Raw genomic sequence first — 16809 nt, forward strand, 5'->3', positions numbered from 1 at the left:
GGGGAAAACAACGAAACCCACAGTATCAGGCGGAGAGCGTACCTCGGAATCGCGGCCAGCGCGGGACTCGCAGGTCTCGCCGGTTGTAGTTCCGGAATGACCGCGAGCGCTGCGCGGGCACCGCCGCAGGTTCCCGAGGCGGCGCTCGAAGCCGGCGGCTGGGAGTACATCGGGGGACACTCCTTGGACCCGGCCTTCGAGCAGTCGGTCGGCCCGGCGAGCGTCTCCGCGGCGTTCGAGACGCTCGTCTACGAGGACATGGACCTCTCGGAGACGCTGAAGGAGAAGACGCTCGGGCAGGCCGAGGGGCAGTTCTCGCTGTTCTTCGCGACGCGCGTGACGCTCGACCCGAGCCTGTCGAACCTCCCGAAAGCGGCCCGCGGGACGGTCGTCGACTTGGTCGAAGAACACGCGCGGGCGAACTACGAGGGGCAGTTAGAGGACGTGGATGTCACGGACATCGAACAGACGGGCACGCGGTCGACGACGGTCGACACCGGCGAGTCGGCGCGCGTGACCGAGTACGAAGCCACGATTGCCTTCGACGAGATTACGTTCCCGTTCACCGAGGAAAAGGAGTTCACCATCGAGGGACAGGAGTTCGACGTCAGCGGGATGCTGGCCGTCTGGGAGCACGGCGGGACGATTCTCGTCGCCGGCGGCGCACACCCCGGTGAGAACATCGAACTCAGCGTGACCAAGGAGCCGACCGAGGCTATCGAAGTCTCGGTCGACATCGACCTCGGCCTCACGCCCGACGCCTACCGCGAGGAGCTTCAGTCGCTCGTCGCGGGCGTCGAATAACCGGCAACACCCGGAGCCGACAGCGATTCGAGGGGTTACTCGAATCGGTTCGCGAACCGTCGTGCCGGGGGGCACGACCACCCATTTTTCGAGCCGTCGCCGGGACCGGGAGACGCCGCTGAGTCGCCGCGCGCGGTGTGTGACCGCCCGACGCGGCCACAGCGTCGCCGCTCCGAGAACAGCACCTTTATCAGTCGTTCGGAGCCAAGTTCACGCAAGATTACTCTCAGGAGGTCAATGGTGACGAAAAACCCACAACAACCGGAGGTGAACATCGGACTCGTCGGTCACGTCGACCACGGAAAGACGACGCTCGTTCAAGCGTTGTCCGGCTCGTGGACGGACCAGCACTCGGAGGAGATGAAGCGCGGTATCTCCATCCGACTCGGGTACGCCGACGCGACGTTCCGTCAGATTCCCGGCGTTGACGCGCCGGAGTGTTACACGGTCGAAGAGGAGACGGAAGACGGCGAGGAGACGGACGTACTCCGCACCGTCTCGTTCGTCGACGCGCCCGGCCACGAGACGCTCATGGCGACCATGCTCTCTGGTGCCGCCATCATGGACGGCGCCATCCTGCTCGTGAGCGCGACCGAGGACGTGCCGCAGGCCCAGACGGCCGAGCATCTGATGGCGCTCGACATCATCGGCATCGAGAACATCGTCATCGCGCAGAACAAGGTCGACCTCGTCGACCGCGAGCGCGCCGTCGACAACTACGAACAGATACAGGAGTTCGTGGAGGGTACGGTGGCCGAAGACGCGCCCATCGTCCCTATCAGCGCCCAGCAGGAGGTCAATCTCGACCTCCTCATCGAGGCCATCGAGGAGGAGATTCCGACGCCCGACCGCGACGAGACCGAAGACAGTCGGATGTTCGTCGCGCGCAGTTTCGACATCAACCGCCCGGGGACGACCTGGGAGGGGCTCTCGGGCGGCGTCATCGGCGGCAGCGTCGTCGCCGGCAAGCTCGACGAAGGCGACGAACTCGAACTCCGTCCCGGCCGCGAGGTCGACGAGGAGGGCCAGACCGAGTGGCGCTCCATCACGACCGAAATCCGCTCGCTCCAGGCGGGCGGCAACATGGTCGACGAGGTCCGCCCCGGCGGGCTCTGCGGCGTCGGGACCGGTCTCGACCCGAGCTTCACGAAGGGCGACGCGCTCGCGGGACAGGTCGCCGGCGAGCCCGGCACGCTCCCGCCGACGCGCGAGCAGTTCACCATGGACGTGGAACTGCTCGACCGCGTCGTCGGCGCCGAGGAAGGCGAGGGTATCGACGAGATATCCACCGGTGAGCCCCTGATGCTCACCGTCGGCACCGCGACCACGGTCGGCGCGGTGACGAGCGCGCGAAGCGGCGAGGCGGAAGTCTCGCTCAAGCGCCCCGTCTGCGCCGAGGAGGGCGCGAAAATCGCCATCAACCGCCGCGTGGGCGCTCGCTGGCGGCTCATCGGTATCGGGACGCTCAAGTGACGTGACCGCCACCGTAGTCGTCATGGACACGAACGCGCTCATGATGCCGGTCGAACTCGACGTCCGCGTGTTCGACGAACTCGACCGGCTGCTCGCGGCCGACGCGGACCTCGTGGTCCCCACGGCCGTCCTCGACGAGCTCGAAAAGCTCTCGTCGGGCGGCGGGACCGAAGGCGTCGCGGCGAGCGTGGGCGCGGACCTGGCGACCCGGTGCCGGGCGGTCGAAACCGAGGAATCGTACGCCGACGACGCGGTCGTCGAACTTGCCGAATCGGGCGAGGTCGACTACGTCGTCACGAACGACAAGCCCCTCCGTGACCGGGTGCTCGACTGCGGGATTCCCGTCGTCGGCATCCGGGGGCACGCCACGCTGGCAATCACGGAACCTTAACGAAACTATGTACAAACGGGTACGACTCAAAGATACAGTCGAAGTCCCACCCCGACACCTGGGCGACGTGACGCCCGAGCGGGTCAAGCGACTGTTGCAGGACAAGTTGGAAGGACGGATGGACGAGGACGTGGGGAGCGTCGTGAGCGTCGTGAACGTCAACGACATCGGCGAGGGCACCGTGCTGCCCAACCGCCCCGGCGTCTACTACGAGGCCGACTTCGACGCCATCACCTACGACCCAGACATGCAGGAGGTCGTCGACGGCATCGTGGTCGAAGTCGTCGAGTTCGGTGCCTTCGTCGGCATCGGCCCGGTCGACGGGCTGCTGCACGTCTCGCAGATATCCGACGAATACCTCGCCTACGACGGCGAGAACCAACAGCTCGCGTCGACCGAGTCCAACCAGACGCTCGCCGTCGACGACGAGGTTCGCGCCCGCATCGTCACCAAGAGCATCGACGAGCGCAACCCGCGCGACTCGAAGATCGGCCTCACGGCCAAACAGCCGGGGCTCGGCAAGCACGGCTGGCTCGAATCGAAGCGCCAGCAGAGCGAGGCCTCGGCGGAGGGTAACTAATGGCGAAGCCCCGTCTCGCCTGCCGCGAGTGTCACTTCGTCAACGACCCGGACAAACAGACGTGCGAGAACTGCGGGTCGAGCAGTCTCACCGAGGACTGGGCGGGCTACGTCGTCATCACCCACCCCGAAGACAGCGAAATCGCCACCGAGATGAACGTCACCGAGCCCGGCGGCTACGCGCTGAAGGTCCGCTGAGGATGCTCACCCTGCCGACGGCGCTTCGGGCGGCGTTCAAAGAGCCGTTCGGCCCGGTGTACGCCGAGGCCGACGACCTGCTGGCAGACGCATCCAGCGAGGACGCCGGCGCGCCGCTCGTCGCCGTCGGCGACGTCGTCACCTTCCACCTCCGCCGCGCCGGTCGCCCGCCGGACGTGGCCGTCGTCGACGGCAAGACGAAACGCGAGGCCGTCGGCGAGGAGATTCGGCAGGCGGTCGAGACCGGCCGCCTCGTCGAGGTCGAAAACGAGCCGGGCACCGTCTCCGTCGCCCTCGTCGAGGCGCTCGTGGCCGCGCTCGACGACCCCGAGCCGACGACGCTCCTCGTCGAGGGCGAAGAGGACCTCGCCACGCTCCCGGCGGTGCTCGCCGCGCCCGTCGGTTCGACCGTCGTCTACGGCCAGCCCGACGAGGGAATGGTCCGCGTCGCCGTCACCGACGCGGCCAAAAGCGAGATGCGGGACCTCCTCGCGCGGTTCGACGGCGACTTCGACGCCGTCGTCGCGCCCATCGACGCCTGAGACGCGGGCGCGCTCGTCCCTTCGAAATCCTTTTACTTGCTTCGGGGGGAATTACTGGTAACTGAACCATGGATATCGAAATCATCTCCGAGGAGGAGAACCCCATGTTGCACCGAACGGACGTTCGATTCGAGATCGTCCACGAGGAAGCGACGCCGTCCCGCCTGTCGGTCCGCGACTCGCTGGCGGCCAAGCTGAACAAGGACTCCGACGAGGTCGTCGTCCACGAACTCGACACGAAGTTCGGCATGCGCAAGACCGCGGGCTACGCGAAGGTCTACGAGAGCCCCGAGTTCGCGCGCGATGTCGAGCAGGACCACATGCTCGAGCGCAACAAGATTACCGACGCCGAAGTCGAAGCCGAAGAGGCGTAGTCCCGGCTTCCGACCGCCGTTTCTTCACACTCGATGCGCATTCTCGGAATCGAAGGTACAGCGTGGGCCGCGAGCGCCGCGGTTTTCGAAACCGACGACCCCGACGCGCTCCGCTCCGGTACCGGGCGGACGCCCGACCCCGCGGCCGACCACGTCTTCATCGAATCTGACCCGTACCAGCCCGACAGCGGCGGCATCCACCCGCGCGAGGCCGCAGAGCACATGGGGACCGCCATCCCCGAGGTCGTCGAGACCGCGCTCGAACACGCCGCGGCGCGACACGACGGCGACGGCCCCGTCGTCGACGGCGTCGCCTTCTCTCGCGGCCCCGGTCTGGGGCCGTGTCTCCGCATCGTCGGCACCGCGGCCCGCTCGGTCGCCCAGACGCTCGACGTGCCGTTGCTGGGCGTCAACCACATGGTCGCACACCTCGAAATCGGCCGCTACCAATCGGGGTTCGACTCGCCGGTCTGTCTGAACGCCTCGGGCGCGAACGCCCACCTCTTGGGCTATCACAACGGCCGCTACCGCGTCCTCGGCGAGACGATGGACACCGGCGTCGGCAACGCCCTCGACAAGTTCACCCGCCACGTCGGCTGGACCCACCCCGGCGGCCCGAAGGTCGAGGCGGCCGCGGAGGACGGCGACTACGTCGAACTGCCGTACGTCGTCAAAGGGATGGACTTCTCGTTTTCCGGCATCATGAGCGCCGCGAAGGACGAGGCGGACGCGGGCACGCCCGTCCCCGACATCTGCGCCGGTCTCCAAGAGACCATCTTCGCCATGCTCACCGAGGTTGCCGAGCGCGCGCTGTCGCTGACGGGGACGGACGAACTCGTCCTCGGCGGCGGCGTGGGCCAGAACGCCCGCCTACGCGAGATGCTCGCGGAGATGTGCGACCAGCGCGGCGCGAAGTTCCACGCGCCCGAACCGCGGTTCCTCCGCGACAACGCCGGCATGATAGCCGCCCTCGGCGCGCGGATGCTCGCCGCGGGCGACACGCTCGCGGTCGAAGAGTCGACGGTCGACCCGAACTTCCGGCCCGACCAGGTCGACGTGACGTGGCGCGGCGCGGACGAGTCGGTCGCGCGCGCCTACACCGACGACGGCGCGATTCGCGGGGCCGAGGCGACCGTCGACATCGGTACCGAGGAGGTCGTCAAGCGGCGCGTCCCGAAGACGTACCGCCACCCGGAACTGGACGACAGACTCCGCCGCGAGCGTACGAAGGCGGAGGCGCGGCTGACGAGCGACGCCCGACGCGCCGGCGTTCGGACGCCCGTCGTCCGCGACGTGGACCCCGTCGACGGCGTCATCACGTTCCAACGGGTCGGTGACGCCGACCTCGCGGAACGGCTCGACCCCGACGCCGTCCGCGTCGTCGGCGAGTACCTCGCGCGACTCCACGAGGCCGGTATCGTCCACGGCGACCCGACGACGCGGAACGTCCGGGTCGGGACCGGACCGGGCGGGGAACCGCGCGTGTACCTCATCGACTTCGGTCTCGGCTTCCACACGGGTCACGTCGAGGACCACGCGATGGACCTCCACGTGTTCGCCCAGAGCGTCCAGGGGACGGCCGCCGACGCCGACCCTCTCATCGACGCGCTCGAAGCGGGCTACGAGACCGTCGGTTCGGCCGAGGTCATCGCCCGGTTGCGCGAGGTCGAGTCCCGCGGTCGGTACCGGTAGGCCGCCGCCGAACTCGTCGGAAGGCCAAAACGATTTATCCCGAGCCGGCGTATCCGTCACACATGGCAGACAAACCGCAGCGCGGAACGCTTTTCGGCATCCCGTACAACTTCGAGCGCCCGAGCGCCGGCCGACTGCTCTCGTCGTACTGGCAGCCCGGCAAGGGCATGCTGGTCGAAAAGCCGTTCGGCATCGGCTACACGCTGAACCTCGCGAGCTGGCGGTCGTGGGTCGTCCTCCTCGTCGCCGGCGGCCTCCTCTGGAACGAGCGCCAGAAGGCCGAAGAGACGGAAGACGAGGCCGAGGCCGACGACGGCCCCGTCGAAGTCATCGTCGACTGAGGCGAAGCGACCGACACCGACGACTTTTCCACGTCCGCCCGCGGAGGGGCGGGCATGCTCCGATACGTCACCACGAACGCGGGGAAGGTCCGCGAGGCGCTTTCGTACCTCGACGACGACGTGACCCAACTCGACTTCGACTACACCGAGGTGCAGGCGTCCGAACTCGGCCCCATCGCGGCCCACGGCGCGCGCGAGGCGTACCGCTACGCCGACGACCCGGTGCTCGTGGACGACGCCGGGCTCTTCATCGACGGCTTCGAGGGCTTCCCCGGCCCGTACTCCTCGTACGTCGAAGACACCCTCGGCGTCGAGGCGGTCCACCGACTGGCCGCGGCCGAACTCGACGAGCCCCGCCGGGCCTCGTTCCGCTGCGTCCTCGCGTACTGCGACGGCGAGCCGTTCGAGGCGAGTCCGGACCCGATAGACCGCGACGACCGGACCGTGGCGGCCGCCCGCGGCGCGGAACAGGACGCAGAAGAGACGGAGGCGCTCCCGGTGAAGCTCTTTACGGGGAGCGTCAACGGTCGCATCGTCCCGCCGCGCGGCGAGGGCGGCTTCGGCTACGACCCTATCTTCGAACACGACGGCGCGACGTTCGCGGAGATGACCGCCGAGGAGAAAAACGGCATCTCCCATCGCGGGCGGGCGTTAGCGAAGTTCGCGACGTGGTTTGCTGAGCGAACGGAGTGAGCGAAGCAAACGTCGTCGGGCGCGAAGCGTCCGACGGAAGTACGCCGAGCGGTAGCGAGACGTTCGTCGAAAGTCGCTGATTGTCGGCCAGACGCTGAACGGGAGTCGTCGACCGCGTCGCCAGCCGCTACGTTTACCTCGCCGGAGCGACCCCGAGACGCATGGACACCAGCGACTTCTTCGAGGGCGGGACCGTGACCGTCTCGGCGGCGACCTACGCGGTCGTCAAGACCGAACGGGGTGACCCGGACGCCTTCGCGACGATTCGAGACGATACCGAGACGACGGTCGTCGTCGAGGAGGGACGCGTCGACGAGACGAGCGCCGTCGAGGTCGAGCGGGGCTGGAAGCGACTCACCTTCGAGATGGTCCTGCCGTTCGAACTCGTCGGGTTTCTGGCCGAGGTCGCGGGCGCGCTCGCCGAGGAGGACATCTCGATATTCGCGCTGTCGGCGTACTCGACGGACCACGTGCTCGTCCGGGCGGACGACGTGGCGGCGGCCGCGACGAAGCTCGAATCGCTCGGCTGTACCGTCGAGCGCGCCGGAGAGTCCGGGGACGGAAACTGACGCCGAACCCGGCTCGCGAGCGAACAGTTTGATACGTTCGGCGGTGCCACATTAGCCGTGATGGTTCCCGACTGCGACGACTCCCTCCCACTCGTCACCGACCCCTGCGAGACCGACCGCGCGCGCACCGCCCGAGTGAGAGCCGACCCTCGCCCCGGCCCCGACTTCGACCCCGTCACGACCCACAATCGCGGGGGGGCACGCTCAGGCACCGCGGGCGCGTACGGAGACGCATGAACCGAGCGAACGTCGTCGCCGCCGGCGCGGCCAGCGGCTACGGCATCGCCGTCTTCGCCGCCATCGCGGTGTTCTTCGGTGACGCCTCGCAGGGCCTCGGTGTTGCCGTCGGCTTCGGTCTCGTGACCGTCCTCGCCATCTTCGCGGTGACCCGAATCCTCAACGACTGACCTGACAGGCGGTCAGCGACAGAGCCGACACGGGTGGTCGATTGGGGCGGCGCGAGCGACTACGCTCGCGGGTCGCGGTCCGGCCCGGGGTACGGCCCGCCTTCGACCTCGGCGTAGAGACTCTCCGGCGCGAACAGCGATGCGAACGCCTTCGGATGGCGGACGCTGACCGGGAAGCGACCGCCGAGCGCCGCGCCCGCCCGCGCCGAGCTGAGTCGGTCGTCGAACGTGAGGAGATGCATCGCGCCGCCGCGGTAGGCCGACGCCAGCGCGGGGTTGTCGCCGTCCGGATGGGCGACGAGCTCGGCCCACGAGTCGGTTTTCCCTCGCCAGTCGGCCGCGAGGTCGGCGTCCGCGAGCGACGAGACGACCGCCTCGGCGTCGTCGAGGAGCGGGTCGCTGGCGACGAGCGTCGTCCACGAGTGTCGCCGCAGGTGGTCGAGCGCCGCTCTCGCGGGGCCATCGACGAGCAGGTCGGCCGCGAGCACGTCGGCGTCGGCGACGACCCGCGCGGGCGAGGGCTCCGTCTCAGGCATCGTCGCCTCGGCGGGCGCGAAGCGCCTCGCTGATGTCGGCTTCGGTGGTCTCGTAGGCGGCGGCGCGGGCGAAAAGCGACTCCCAGCTCATGGCCGTCTCCACGGGACGAGTCGAAAAGAATCCGACGCAACCGGTTTCGGGGTCGAATCGTTACGATACACCGGTATTGAAATTATTTGTGATTACGTTGCGTGGGAAACAGTTAATTCGCGTTCGGTGAACCACAATGCATGGCGATAGAGCGACGGCGTTTCTTACAGGCTGCCGGTGTCGGTGCGGTTCTCGGACTGAGCGGATGCACGGGGAACACGAGTCCCCCGCAGGCGAACAACGAGACCGCCGAGGGCTCTGGCGGGAGCGAAAGCGGTGACGGTTCGACCCAAGAGCTGACGCTGGCGACGACGACGAGCACGTACGACACAGGGCTGCTCGACGCCCTGAACCCGGTGTTCGAGGAGAAGTTCAACGCTCGGGTGAAAACCATCTCACAGGGGACCGGCGCGGCAATCGAGACGGCGCGAAACGGCGACGCGGACGTGATTCTCGTCCACGCCCGCGGCGCGGAAGACGAGTTCCTGCAAGATGGCTACGGCGTCAACCGCCGCGACGTGATGTTCAACGACTTCGTCGTCGTCGGGCCGGCGGACGACCCCGCGGGTATCTCCGGGATGGAGAGCGCGACCGACGCCTTCGCGACCATCGCGGACGCGGAGGCGACGTTCGTCTCCCGCGGCGACGACTCCGGGACGAACAAGAAGGAACTGCTCATCTGGGAGGCCGCCGGCGTCGAGCCGTCGGGGACGTGGTACCGAGAAATCGGCAAGGGCATGGGCGACACGCTCGTGCAGGCCGACCAGTCGGGCGCGTACACGCTCTCCGACCGCGGGACGTTCCTCGCGACGCGGGACAACATCGACCTCGAAATTCAGGTGCAGGGCCCGCTCAAGGGCGGCCCGACCATCCTGAAGAACCCCTACGGCGTCATCCCGGTGAACCCCGCGAAGTACCCCGACGTGAACTACTCGCTGGCGATGGCCTATGCCGGCTTCCTCACGAGCCCCGAGGGACAGGAGATAATCAGCAACTACACGGCCAACGGGTCGCAGTTGTTCTTCCCCAACGCGCTCTCGGAGGACCCGCAGTTCGGCCAGTACGTCCCCGAGAGCTACGACGGCGGGGAGAACGCCTCGTCGTCGACGTCGGTCTCCGACGCGCAGTTCGAGTCGTGGGTGGCACAGCACGTCCCCGAGGACTTTTAGTCCGACCGGACCCCACCACCGCCCGTGTTCGCCCTCGGCGACCTGAACCTCACCTACCTCGTCAGCATCACGGCCGTCTCGCTGTACGTGAGTACCGCGGCGGTCGCGCTGAGCGCCGCGCTCGGCCTCCCGATTTCGCTGGCGGTCGGGTTCCGCGACTTCTACGGGAAGTCGGTCGTCACCTCCGTCATCTCGACGGGGATGGGCTTTCCGAGCGTCGTCGTGGGGCTCGTCGTCCTCTTGGTGCTGTCCCGGTCCGGGCCGCTCGGGACGTTCGAACTGCTGTTTACGCCCGAGGCGATGATTCTCTCGCAGACCATCCTCGCGCTCCCCGTCCTCGTGAGCGTCTCGCTGTCGGCGGTCCAGTCGGTTCCGCAGGACCTCAGAGACGCCGCGTTCGCCGCCGGCGGCACCTCGACCGACGTTGCCCTGTTGGTCGTCCGCGAGGCGCGCTACGGCATCGTCACGGCGCTTCTGGCCGCCTACGGCCGCGCCATCAGCGAGGTCGGCTCGGTCCTCATCGTCGGCGGTAACATCGTCTTCTCGGACAGCACGTCGTTCACCCGGACGCTCACGACGGCCATCACCGTCGAGGCGCGGAAGGGGAACGTCGAGACGGGCATCGCCCTCGGAGCCATCCTGCTCGCGCTCGTCCTCGGCGTGAACGCCCTCGGCGCGCGCTTTCGCGACCGGACCCCGGGACGGAACGGGAGGGGACGATGACGACCGAGCGACCGGGTGCCGGCGATTCGGGTTCCGAGAAGCCCGACGAGACCGCAACGCCCGACCCGGCGGCGAACGGCGCGCGGCGGAGCAAGACCCGACTCGCGGCCCGCGACCTCAGCCACGGCTTCGGCGACGGCGCAGTGCTGGAGGATATCTCGCTCGCCGTCGAACCGGGCGAGATTCTCGCCGTCGTCGGCCCCTCGGGGACGGGGAAGACGACGCTCTTCCGACTGCTCGCCATGTTCGAGCGTCCCGACGAAGGAACGGTCGAGGTCGGCGGCGACGACGTGTGGGACCTCCCCGAGGCCCGCCGGCTGGCGGTCAGACGCCGGGTCGGGATGGCGTTCCAGACGCGGAGCCTCTTTTCGACGACGGTCGAGGAGAACGTCTCCTACGGGCTCCGAGTCCGTCGGTCGTGGTCAGCTCGCGTCCGCGACGCGGTCGAGGGACTGTTCGGCCGCGACGAGCCGTCCGAGACGGTCAGAGACGCGCTTCGAACCGTCGGAATGTTCGACAAAGTCGGCCGCGACGCCGGCTCGCTGTCGGCGGGCGAGGCCCAGCGCGTCGCCATCGCGCGGGCGCTCGCGCCCGACCCCGACGTGTTGCTGCTGGACGAGCCGACATCGAATCTCGACCCGCGGAACACCGCCGCCATCGAGTCAGCGATGCGGGCGGCGCGGGACCGCGGCATCGCCGTCGCACTCGCGACCCACGACATGCAACAGGCCCGGCGGGTGTCGGACCGGACGGCCGTCATCCTCGGCGGGACGTGCATCGAGTCGGGTCCGACCGACGCGGTGTTCGAGTCGCCGGACGACGAACGAGTCCGCCAGTTCGTCGAGGGGAAACTCGTCTACTGAACGCGGGCTGACCGCCGCGGCCTCGTCGGCGGTATAACAGCACATATTGCGGGTAGATGGCGTGTGACTCCCGTCTGACGCAGATTTAAGGTTCCCCATACGTACCCGAGTATGGGGCGCGTATTCGGCCTTCGTTCCCATCCTCCCACCGGCGCGCCCGGCACGAAAACCACCACCACCATCGTCGTTCTGGTTCCCCCGGTACGACGCGCGGCGCCGCCACCACGGCGCTGTTTTCCGAGGCAGACTGTACCGCAGCGAAGCGTCTCGGTTGCGACGGGCCTCGACACGAAAAGCGTCGGTTCGGCGTCAGCCGAGCAGTTTCGACCGAACCCGGTCCAACGCGTTGCGCTCCGTTAAGAGCGCGAGCTGGTCACCGGGCTCGACGACGGTTCCCGGAAGCGGAATCGTCATCGGCTCGCGCTCCCGGCCGTGGGCGTAGACGCGACCGTCCGAACCGAGGTCGATGTTGGCGACGTGTTCGCCGACGACGGGCGCGCCGTCGGGGACGCTGACCGTCGTCAGCCGAAGCTGGTCGGTCAGGTCGCCGATGGCGTTGAAGTCGCCGCCGAGAAGCGCCGTCTTCGCGCCGGCCGCGCCGAGGCGTTCGGGGTAGATAATCTCGTCCACGTCGTCGGCGTAGCGCTCGTAAATCTCCTGGCGGTAGTCCTCGCTGATTCGCATGACCGTCCGGCAGTCGTACTCTTTGCCGAGCATGCAGGCCGCGAAGTTGATGTTCGGGTCGCCGGTCAGCCCGCCGACGGCGTCCGCCCCCTCGATGCCGGCCTCCCGCAGCACGGTTTCGGTGCCGCCGTCGCCGAGGACGGCCTCGAACCCCTCGTCGCGGGCGCGGTCGACCTTCTTGTCGTTGTTGTCGACGACCGTCACGTCGTGGCCCTCCTCGCGGAGCACTCGGGCGGTCCGCGAGCCCACGCGACCGTACCCAACGATAACGAAATTCATGGTAGTAGTATGCACACCAGGTGGCTAAAAGATGGCCCCGTCAGGACCGAGTCCGTTCGAGGCGTTCCCTGACCGAATCGATGGTGTCCGCGAGCGGCGGCGTCCCGAAGAGGGCGACGAGCACCGCCCCGACGGTGTCGAAGACGAGGTCGACGATGGTGTCGCTGAGTCCGTACTGGACGAGGACAGCCTCAGAGCCGATGGCTTCGGCGGCAAGGCGCGCGCCGAACTCCAACACCTCCCAGAACACGCCGGCCGCGAGCGTGAAAAGCAGGACGTAGACGAACATGAAGCGGTCGGGGAGGTGGACGGCCTCGGTGTACTCGTCGACGGCCCGCGCGGTGACGTAGCCGACGGCCGCGACCACGGTCGCCGAGAGCGTGTGGGTGACGTGGTCCCACCAGTCGATGTAGTTGTACGGGCCGAGCATGCCGACGGCGTGGAGCAACACCGCCAGCGCCAACCAGAGACCGAGAAGCGGGTGGAGCCGAATCTGCCAGTCGCGGCGGAGCACCGCGGGGAGGAACGTCGCGCCCAGCGCGAGCACCGCGTTGACGACGACGCTCAGATTCCGCGTGTGGATGCCGACGAGCAAGATACACAGGATGGCGGCCTGAATCACCCGCCCCGCGAGCCGTTCGAATCGACGGGAGACCATCGCGGTGTGCTACGGCCTGAGCGCCCTAAATTTGACTGTGGTACTAGCTAGCACGACCACCGACACCGTTTTTCCTCCAGATTGCATACGCCCCACCGATGATGGCCACCACTCACGCCCTCGCGGGTGTCGTCCTCGGCACCGCCGTGTGGGCGCTGGTCCCCGAGGCCGGGATGCTCCCGGTGCTCGCGGCCGCACTCGGCGGCCTGTTCCCCGACTTCGACCTGTACGCGGGCCACCGGAAAACCCTCCACTTCCCCGTGTACTTCAGCGCGCTCGCCGTGCCCGCGGTCGCGGTCGCCGCGCTGAACCCGACGACCACGACGCTCGCCGTCGCGCTGTTCCTCGCGGCGGCCGCGCTCCACTCCGCGTCGGATGTGCTCGGCGGCGGCCTCGAACTCAAGCCGTGGCTCGGCACCTCCGAGCGCGCCGTCTACGACCACTGGAACGGCCGGTGGCTCGCTCCGAAGCGCCTGATTCGCTACGACGGCGCGCCCGAGGACCTCGCGCTGACGCTCGCGTTCGCCGTCCCGCCGGTGCTCGTCTTCGACGGCCTCGCGGAGACGCTCGTCATCGCCGCGGTCGCCGTCTCCGGCGTCTACGTCCTGCTCCGCAAGCCGATGGTTGCGATTGCCGAGACCGCCGTCGCGGCGATGCCCGACCACGTCGTCGACCTCATGCCCGAGCGGTTCGTCCGCGACTTCCGCTGAATCGCACCCACTTCCGCTGCGTCGCACCTGTTTTTCGAACGCGTACGACGGCCTCGCCGCCGTCAGCGCTCCCTCTGACACCGACCAGCGGAGCGACGACGCCCCCGCAGTGCCCGACGACGAACTGGGGAGACGAACCCGTTCGCGTCGGCGCGGTACGAGGGATGAACCGCTCGCGTCCCCGCCGTGAGAACCACCGCTACCCCCGAAGCGTATAGCATCGGAGAGAGTGGTACGGCTCATGCTCTCACTAGTCATGGCTCTCGCAGTTGCTGTCGGTTGCCTCGCCGTCGCCGCCGGGACGGTCGGGACTCTCGGGAACGCTGACGGCGCCGACGACGCCGGCGAATCCGACGACACCGAGAACGCCAACGATTCCGGTGACCCCGAGAGTGTCGACGACCCCGACGACCCCGGCGGGTACGACTACGTCGTCGCGCAGGACGGCAGCGGCGACTACGAGACGATTCAGGCCGCCATCGACGGCGCGAAGTCGTTTCCGCCGGAGCGAATCCGCATCCTCGTCCGAGACGGCGTGTACGACGAGAAAGTCGAAGTCCACGCGTGGAACCCCGACATCACCCTCGTCGGCGAGAGCGCCGAGGGGACGGTCATCACCCACGACGACCACTTCGAGCGAATCGACCGCGGGCGCAACAGCACCTTCTTCACCTACACGCTGAAAGTCCGCGGCAACGACTTCCGCGCCCGCGACCTGACCGTCGAGAACAGCGCCGGCCCGGTCGGACAGGCCGTCGCCCTCCACGTGGACGCCGACCGCGCCGTCTTCGAGAACTGCCGCTTCCTCGGCCACCAAGACACCGTCTACGCCGCCGGCGAGGGTGCTCGCCAGTACTTCTCGGACTGCTACGTCGAGGGGACGACCGACTTCGTTTTCGGCGGTGCGACCGCCGTCTTCGAGGACTGTCGCGTCCACTCGAAAGCCGACTCGTACGTGACGGCGGCCTCGACGCCGGCGAGCGAGCCCTTCGGCTTCGTCTTTCTCGACTGCGAACTGACCGCCGACGCCGACGTGTCCGAAGCGTATCTCGGTCGCCCGTGGCGGAATCACGCCCGAACCGCGTTTATCCGCACCCGGATGGGCTCGCACGTACTGCCGGCCGGATGGCACAACTGGTCCCGGCCGAACGCTGAGTCGACGGTCGAGTACGCCGAATTCGACAGCCGAGGCCCGGGTGCGGAAGGCGAGCGAGTCTCGTGGGCGACGGCGTTGACTGAGGCGGAGGCTGAACGGTATTCGAAGGCGAACGTGTTGAGTTCAAAAGGTGCTGGAGAGTGGTGGGACTGGGAGGAGTGAGAGTGCGAGTGGGGCGGTTCAGTCTCAACCGGAATCCAGCAACTGCTCGGCGGCGAGACGCCTCGCTCGACAGTTGGAGTTCGAAAAGAGCCTAGGCCGGGATTTGAACCCGGGGTCTCGTCCTTACCAAGGACGCGCTTTACCGCTAAGCTACCCAGGCAGGCATTCCTTGGTTGTCCGGGTTCCTCTTTAGGGGTTTCGATTCGAATCGCCCCGGAACCGTGGTAGCGTATGTCGATTAGCGGTCGGCGGCGGAGGTGACCGCGTCGTCGCCACCGCCCCCTCGGTAGAGCGCCGCGATGCGCTCGACGGTCCCCTCGGAGACGGTCTCGTCGGCCGGGGGGAAGTCGCCGTCGTGGGTGTCGGCCAGCCCGGCGGCGTACTCCACGAGGGCGGTCGGCGGGGCCGAGCCGACGGCCGTGGTGCCGGCGACGACGGCGAGCGTGCAGATGTTCACTTCGAGTTCGCCGTCGAGGTCCGGTCGCTCCGACTCGGCGGCCGAGCGGCGGCGGGTCTGGTCGCGGCCGAAGGCGCGGACCGTCTCGACGGCGTGGTCGGCGGCCTCGGTCCGGGCGAGAAGGTAGAAGCCGCGCGAGACGAGCACGTCGGCCGCGAGGATGTCGAGGTCGGCGTCGGTGTCCGCCTCGGGAGTGTCGAGCTGCGACCACGGCTCGTCGTGGGCGAGCGACCGAGTGAGCCGAAGGCCCTCGTAGATGAGTTGCACTCCGGCCGCGCGGGAGGCCAGCCCGTTCAGGTCGACCTTCGGTTCGACGGCCCGCGCGCTCACGAACGTGAGCACTGCCGGCGTCAAGGAGGCGGCGTCGAGGCGTTCGTCCAGCGCCGCGCGGAGGGCCTCGGGCTCGATGTCGGAGAGGGCCTCTCGCGCGGCCTCGCGGGCTCGCACGGCGTCGTCCATCGGCCGAGAGTTACGGTTGGGAGGGCAAAGACCTTTGGAAAACCACGGCACAACGGGCGTATGATACGGACGACGGACGACGGCGACCTCCGGGTCGTGACCATCGACCGCCCGGCGCGACGGAACGCACTCAGACCGGCCGACCTCGACGACCTCGAAGCCGCGGTCACGGGTGCCGACGCACCGGTCGTTCTCCTCCGGGGGAGCGGCCCGGCGTTCTGCGCCGGCGCGGACCTCGACAGCGTCACCGACCTCGACGACCCCGAGGCGTTCGCAAAACGCGGCCAACGCGTCGCCGACGCCATCGAAGCCGCCGACTCGGTCGTCGTCGCCGGCATCGACGGGGCGGCCCGCGGCGGCGGCGTCGAACTCGCGCTCGCCTGCGACGTTCGGGTGGCGACCCCGCGTGCGACCCTCGGCGAACCGGGCGTCCGACTCGGCCTGTTCGGCGCGTGGGGCGGGACCGTCCGCCTTCCGCGCGTCGTCGGCGAGGGTCACGCCCTCGAATTCTCGCTTTCGGGCCGCGTCGTCGACGCCGACGAAGCCCTCCGGATGGGTCTCGTCTCCCGAATCGTCGACGACCCGCGCGCGGTCGCGGCCGCGATAGCGGAAAACGACCACCGGTCGCTCCGAATCATCAAGGAGCGACTGCGCGATCGCGGCGACCGCGACGAGCGGCTCGAACGGGAGGCCGCCGGCTTCGCGGAGCTGCATCGGGCGAACGTCGACGACATCGCGGCGTCGCGAGAAAAGTGAATTCCGCGGGCGGGTCGGCGGTCGGCGGTCGGCGGAGCCGCGG

22 protein-coding genes and 1 tRNA gene are annotated in these 16809 nt (G+C 68.4%); 18 read left to right on the plus strand and 5 right to left on the minus strand.

Annotation, left to right across the window (positions count from 1 at the left end):
* The first annotated feature begins 96 nt into the window (after window positions 1–96).
* The 12 genes from ACSR87_RS06550 (at window position 97) to ACSR87_RS06605 (ending at window position 8063) form a co-directional block, all read left to right on the plus strand.
* A complete protein-coding gene (locus ACSR87_RS06550) occupies window positions 97–804 on the plus strand; it encodes a DUF6517 family protein (RefSeq protein ID WP_498531045.1) in 708 nt (235 codons plus the stop codon).
* A 237-nt stretch (window positions 805–1041) separates the two neighbouring features.
* Window positions 1042–2277: a translation initiation factor IF-2 subunit gamma gene (locus ACSR87_RS06555; protein ID WP_498529913.1), complete on the plus strand. Its 1236-nt coding sequence runs from the start codon at window positions 1042–1044 to the stop codon at window positions 2275–2277.
* A 22-nt stretch (window positions 2278–2299) separates the two neighbouring features.
* Window positions 2300–2668 (plus strand): PIN domain-containing protein, encoded by a 369-nt coding sequence (locus tag ACSR87_RS06560; RefSeq protein ID WP_004062994.1) that lies wholly within the window; start codon window positions 2300–2302, stop codon window positions 2666–2668.
* A gap of 7 nt (window positions 2669–2675) precedes the next feature.
* Window positions 2676–3248, plus strand: a complete 573-nt coding sequence (locus ACSR87_RS06565) for a DNA-directed RNA polymerase (RefSeq protein ID WP_004041780.1) — start codon at window positions 2676–2678, stop codon at window positions 3246–3248.
* Window positions 3248–3445 carry a transcription elongation factor subunit Spt4 gene (gene spt4, locus ACSR87_RS06570; protein ID WP_004041779.1) on the plus strand — a complete coding sequence of 66 codons (198 nt, stop codon included), beginning with the start codon at window positions 3248–3250 and terminating at the stop codon, window positions 3443–3445. Before ACSR87_RS06565 ends, spt4 begins: the two co-directional genes overlap by 1 nt.
* A gap of 2 nt (window positions 3446–3447) precedes the next feature.
* Window positions 3448–3987: a GTP-dependent dephospho-CoA kinase family protein gene (locus tag ACSR87_RS06575; RefSeq protein WP_498529914.1), complete on the plus strand. Its 540-nt coding sequence runs from the start codon at window positions 3448–3450 to the stop codon at window positions 3985–3987.
* Between the two features lie 68 nt (window positions 3988–4055).
* On the plus strand, window positions 4056–4361 hold the full coding sequence (locus ACSR87_RS06580) for a 30S ribosomal protein S24e (RefSeq protein WP_004041777.1): 306 nt from the start codon (window positions 4056–4058) through the stop codon (window positions 4359–4361).
* Window positions 4362–4394: 33 nt separating this feature from the next.
* Window positions 4395–6053: a bifunctional N(6)-L-threonylcarbamoyladenine synthase/serine/threonine protein kinase gene (locus tag ACSR87_RS06585; RefSeq protein ID WP_498529915.1), complete on the plus strand. Its 1659-nt coding sequence runs from the start codon at window positions 4395–4397 to the stop codon at window positions 6051–6053.
* A gap of 62 nt (window positions 6054–6115) precedes the next feature.
* Window positions 6116–6394: a DUF5808 domain-containing protein gene (locus ACSR87_RS06590; protein ID WP_004041775.1), complete on the plus strand. Its 279-nt coding sequence runs from the start codon at window positions 6116–6118 to the stop codon at window positions 6392–6394.
* Between the two features lie 54 nt (window positions 6395–6448).
* A complete protein-coding gene (locus ACSR87_RS06595) occupies window positions 6449–7087 on the plus strand; it encodes a non-canonical purine NTP pyrophosphatase (RefSeq protein ID WP_498529916.1) in 639 nt (212 codons plus the stop codon).
* A gap of 161 nt (window positions 7088–7248) precedes the next feature.
* A complete protein-coding gene (locus tag ACSR87_RS06600) occupies window positions 7249–7656 on the plus strand; it encodes an ACT domain-containing protein (protein ID WP_498529917.1) in 408 nt (135 codons plus the stop codon).
* A gap of 233 nt (window positions 7657–7889) precedes the next feature.
* The gene (locus ACSR87_RS06605) at window positions 7890–8063 is read left to right on the plus strand and encodes a hypothetical protein (RefSeq protein WP_498529918.1); all 174 of its coding nucleotides are present in this window, start codon (window positions 7890–7892) and stop codon (window positions 8061–8063) included.
* Window positions 8064–8122: 59 nt separating this feature from the next.
* Here the strand turns inward: ACSR87_RS06605 and ACSR87_RS06610 are convergent, their stop codons facing one another.
* Window positions 8123–8599: a PIN domain-containing protein gene (locus tag ACSR87_RS06610; RefSeq protein WP_498529919.1), complete on the minus strand. Its 477-nt coding sequence runs from the start codon at window positions 8597–8599 to the stop codon at window positions 8123–8125.
* A 231-nt stretch (window positions 8600–8830) separates the two neighbouring features.
* Here ACSR87_RS06610 and ACSR87_RS06615 point away from each other — a divergent pair, with 231 nt between their 5' ends.
* The 3 genes from ACSR87_RS06615 to ACSR87_RS06625 are packed head-to-tail and all read left to right on the plus strand — an operon-like array spanning window position 8831 to window position 11445.
* Window positions 8831–9859, plus strand: a complete 1029-nt coding sequence (locus tag ACSR87_RS06615; RefSeq protein WP_498529920.1) for an ABC transporter substrate-binding protein — start codon at window positions 8831–8833, stop codon at window positions 9857–9859.
* Window positions 9860–9883: 24 nt separating this feature from the next.
* Entirely contained in the window at window positions 9884–10582 is a 699-nt protein-coding gene (locus ACSR87_RS06620; RefSeq protein ID WP_498529921.1) for an ABC transporter permease, read from the plus strand.
* Entirely contained in the window at window positions 10579–11445 is an 867-nt protein-coding gene (locus tag ACSR87_RS06625) for an ABC transporter ATP-binding protein (protein WP_498529922.1), read from the plus strand. Before ACSR87_RS06620 ends, ACSR87_RS06625 begins: the two co-directional genes overlap by 4 nt.
* Before the next feature lie 309 nt (window positions 11446–11754).
* Here the strand turns inward: ACSR87_RS06625 and ACSR87_RS06630 are convergent, their stop codons facing one another.
* Together ACSR87_RS06630 and ACSR87_RS06635 are read right to left on the minus strand one after the other, a co-directional pair.
* The gene (locus ACSR87_RS06630) at window positions 11755–12408 is read right to left on the minus strand and encodes a potassium channel family protein (protein WP_498529923.1); all 654 of its coding nucleotides are present in this window, start codon (window positions 12406–12408) and stop codon (window positions 11755–11757) included.
* Between the two features lie 40 nt (window positions 12409–12448).
* On the minus strand, window positions 12449–13066 hold the full coding sequence (locus ACSR87_RS06635) for a DUF2238 domain-containing protein (protein WP_405312099.1): 618 nt from the start codon (window positions 13064–13066) through the stop codon (window positions 12449–12451).
* Between the two features lie 98 nt (window positions 13067–13164).
* Here ACSR87_RS06635 and ACSR87_RS06640 point away from each other — a divergent pair, with 98 nt between their 5' ends.
* Both ACSR87_RS06640 and ACSR87_RS06645 read left to right on the plus strand, forming a co-directional pair.
* On the plus strand, window positions 13165–13776 hold the full coding sequence (locus ACSR87_RS06640) for a metal-dependent hydrolase (protein ID WP_008577851.1): 612 nt from the start codon (window positions 13165–13167) through the stop codon (window positions 13774–13776).
* A gap of 241 nt (window positions 13777–14017) precedes the next feature.
* Window positions 14018–15094 (plus strand): pectinesterase family protein, encoded by a 1077-nt coding sequence (locus ACSR87_RS06645; protein ID WP_498529924.1) that lies wholly within the window; start codon window positions 14018–14020, stop codon window positions 15092–15094.
* Between the two features lie 88 nt (window positions 15095–15182).
* On the opposite strand, the gene ACSR87_RS06650 is transcribed toward ACSR87_RS06645, so the two are convergent.
* A tRNA-Thr gene (locus ACSR87_RS06650) sits at window positions 15183–15254 on the minus strand.
* Window positions 15255–15332: 78 nt separating this feature from the next.
* Window positions 15333–16010 carry a DUF7114 family protein gene (locus ACSR87_RS06655; protein WP_498529925.1) on the minus strand — a complete coding sequence of 226 codons (678 nt, stop codon included), beginning with the start codon at window positions 16008–16010 and terminating at the stop codon, window positions 15333–15335.
* A gap of 60 nt (window positions 16011–16070) precedes the next feature.
* Here ACSR87_RS06655 and ACSR87_RS06660 point away from each other — a divergent pair, with 60 nt between their 5' ends.
* Window positions 16071–16766, plus strand: a complete 696-nt coding sequence (locus tag ACSR87_RS06660; RefSeq protein ID WP_498529926.1) for an enoyl-CoA hydratase/isomerase family protein — start codon at window positions 16071–16073, stop codon at window positions 16764–16766.
* Window positions 16767–16809: the final 43 nt, after the last annotated feature.

The organism is Haloferax sp. SDI50 (assembly GCF_059802635.1).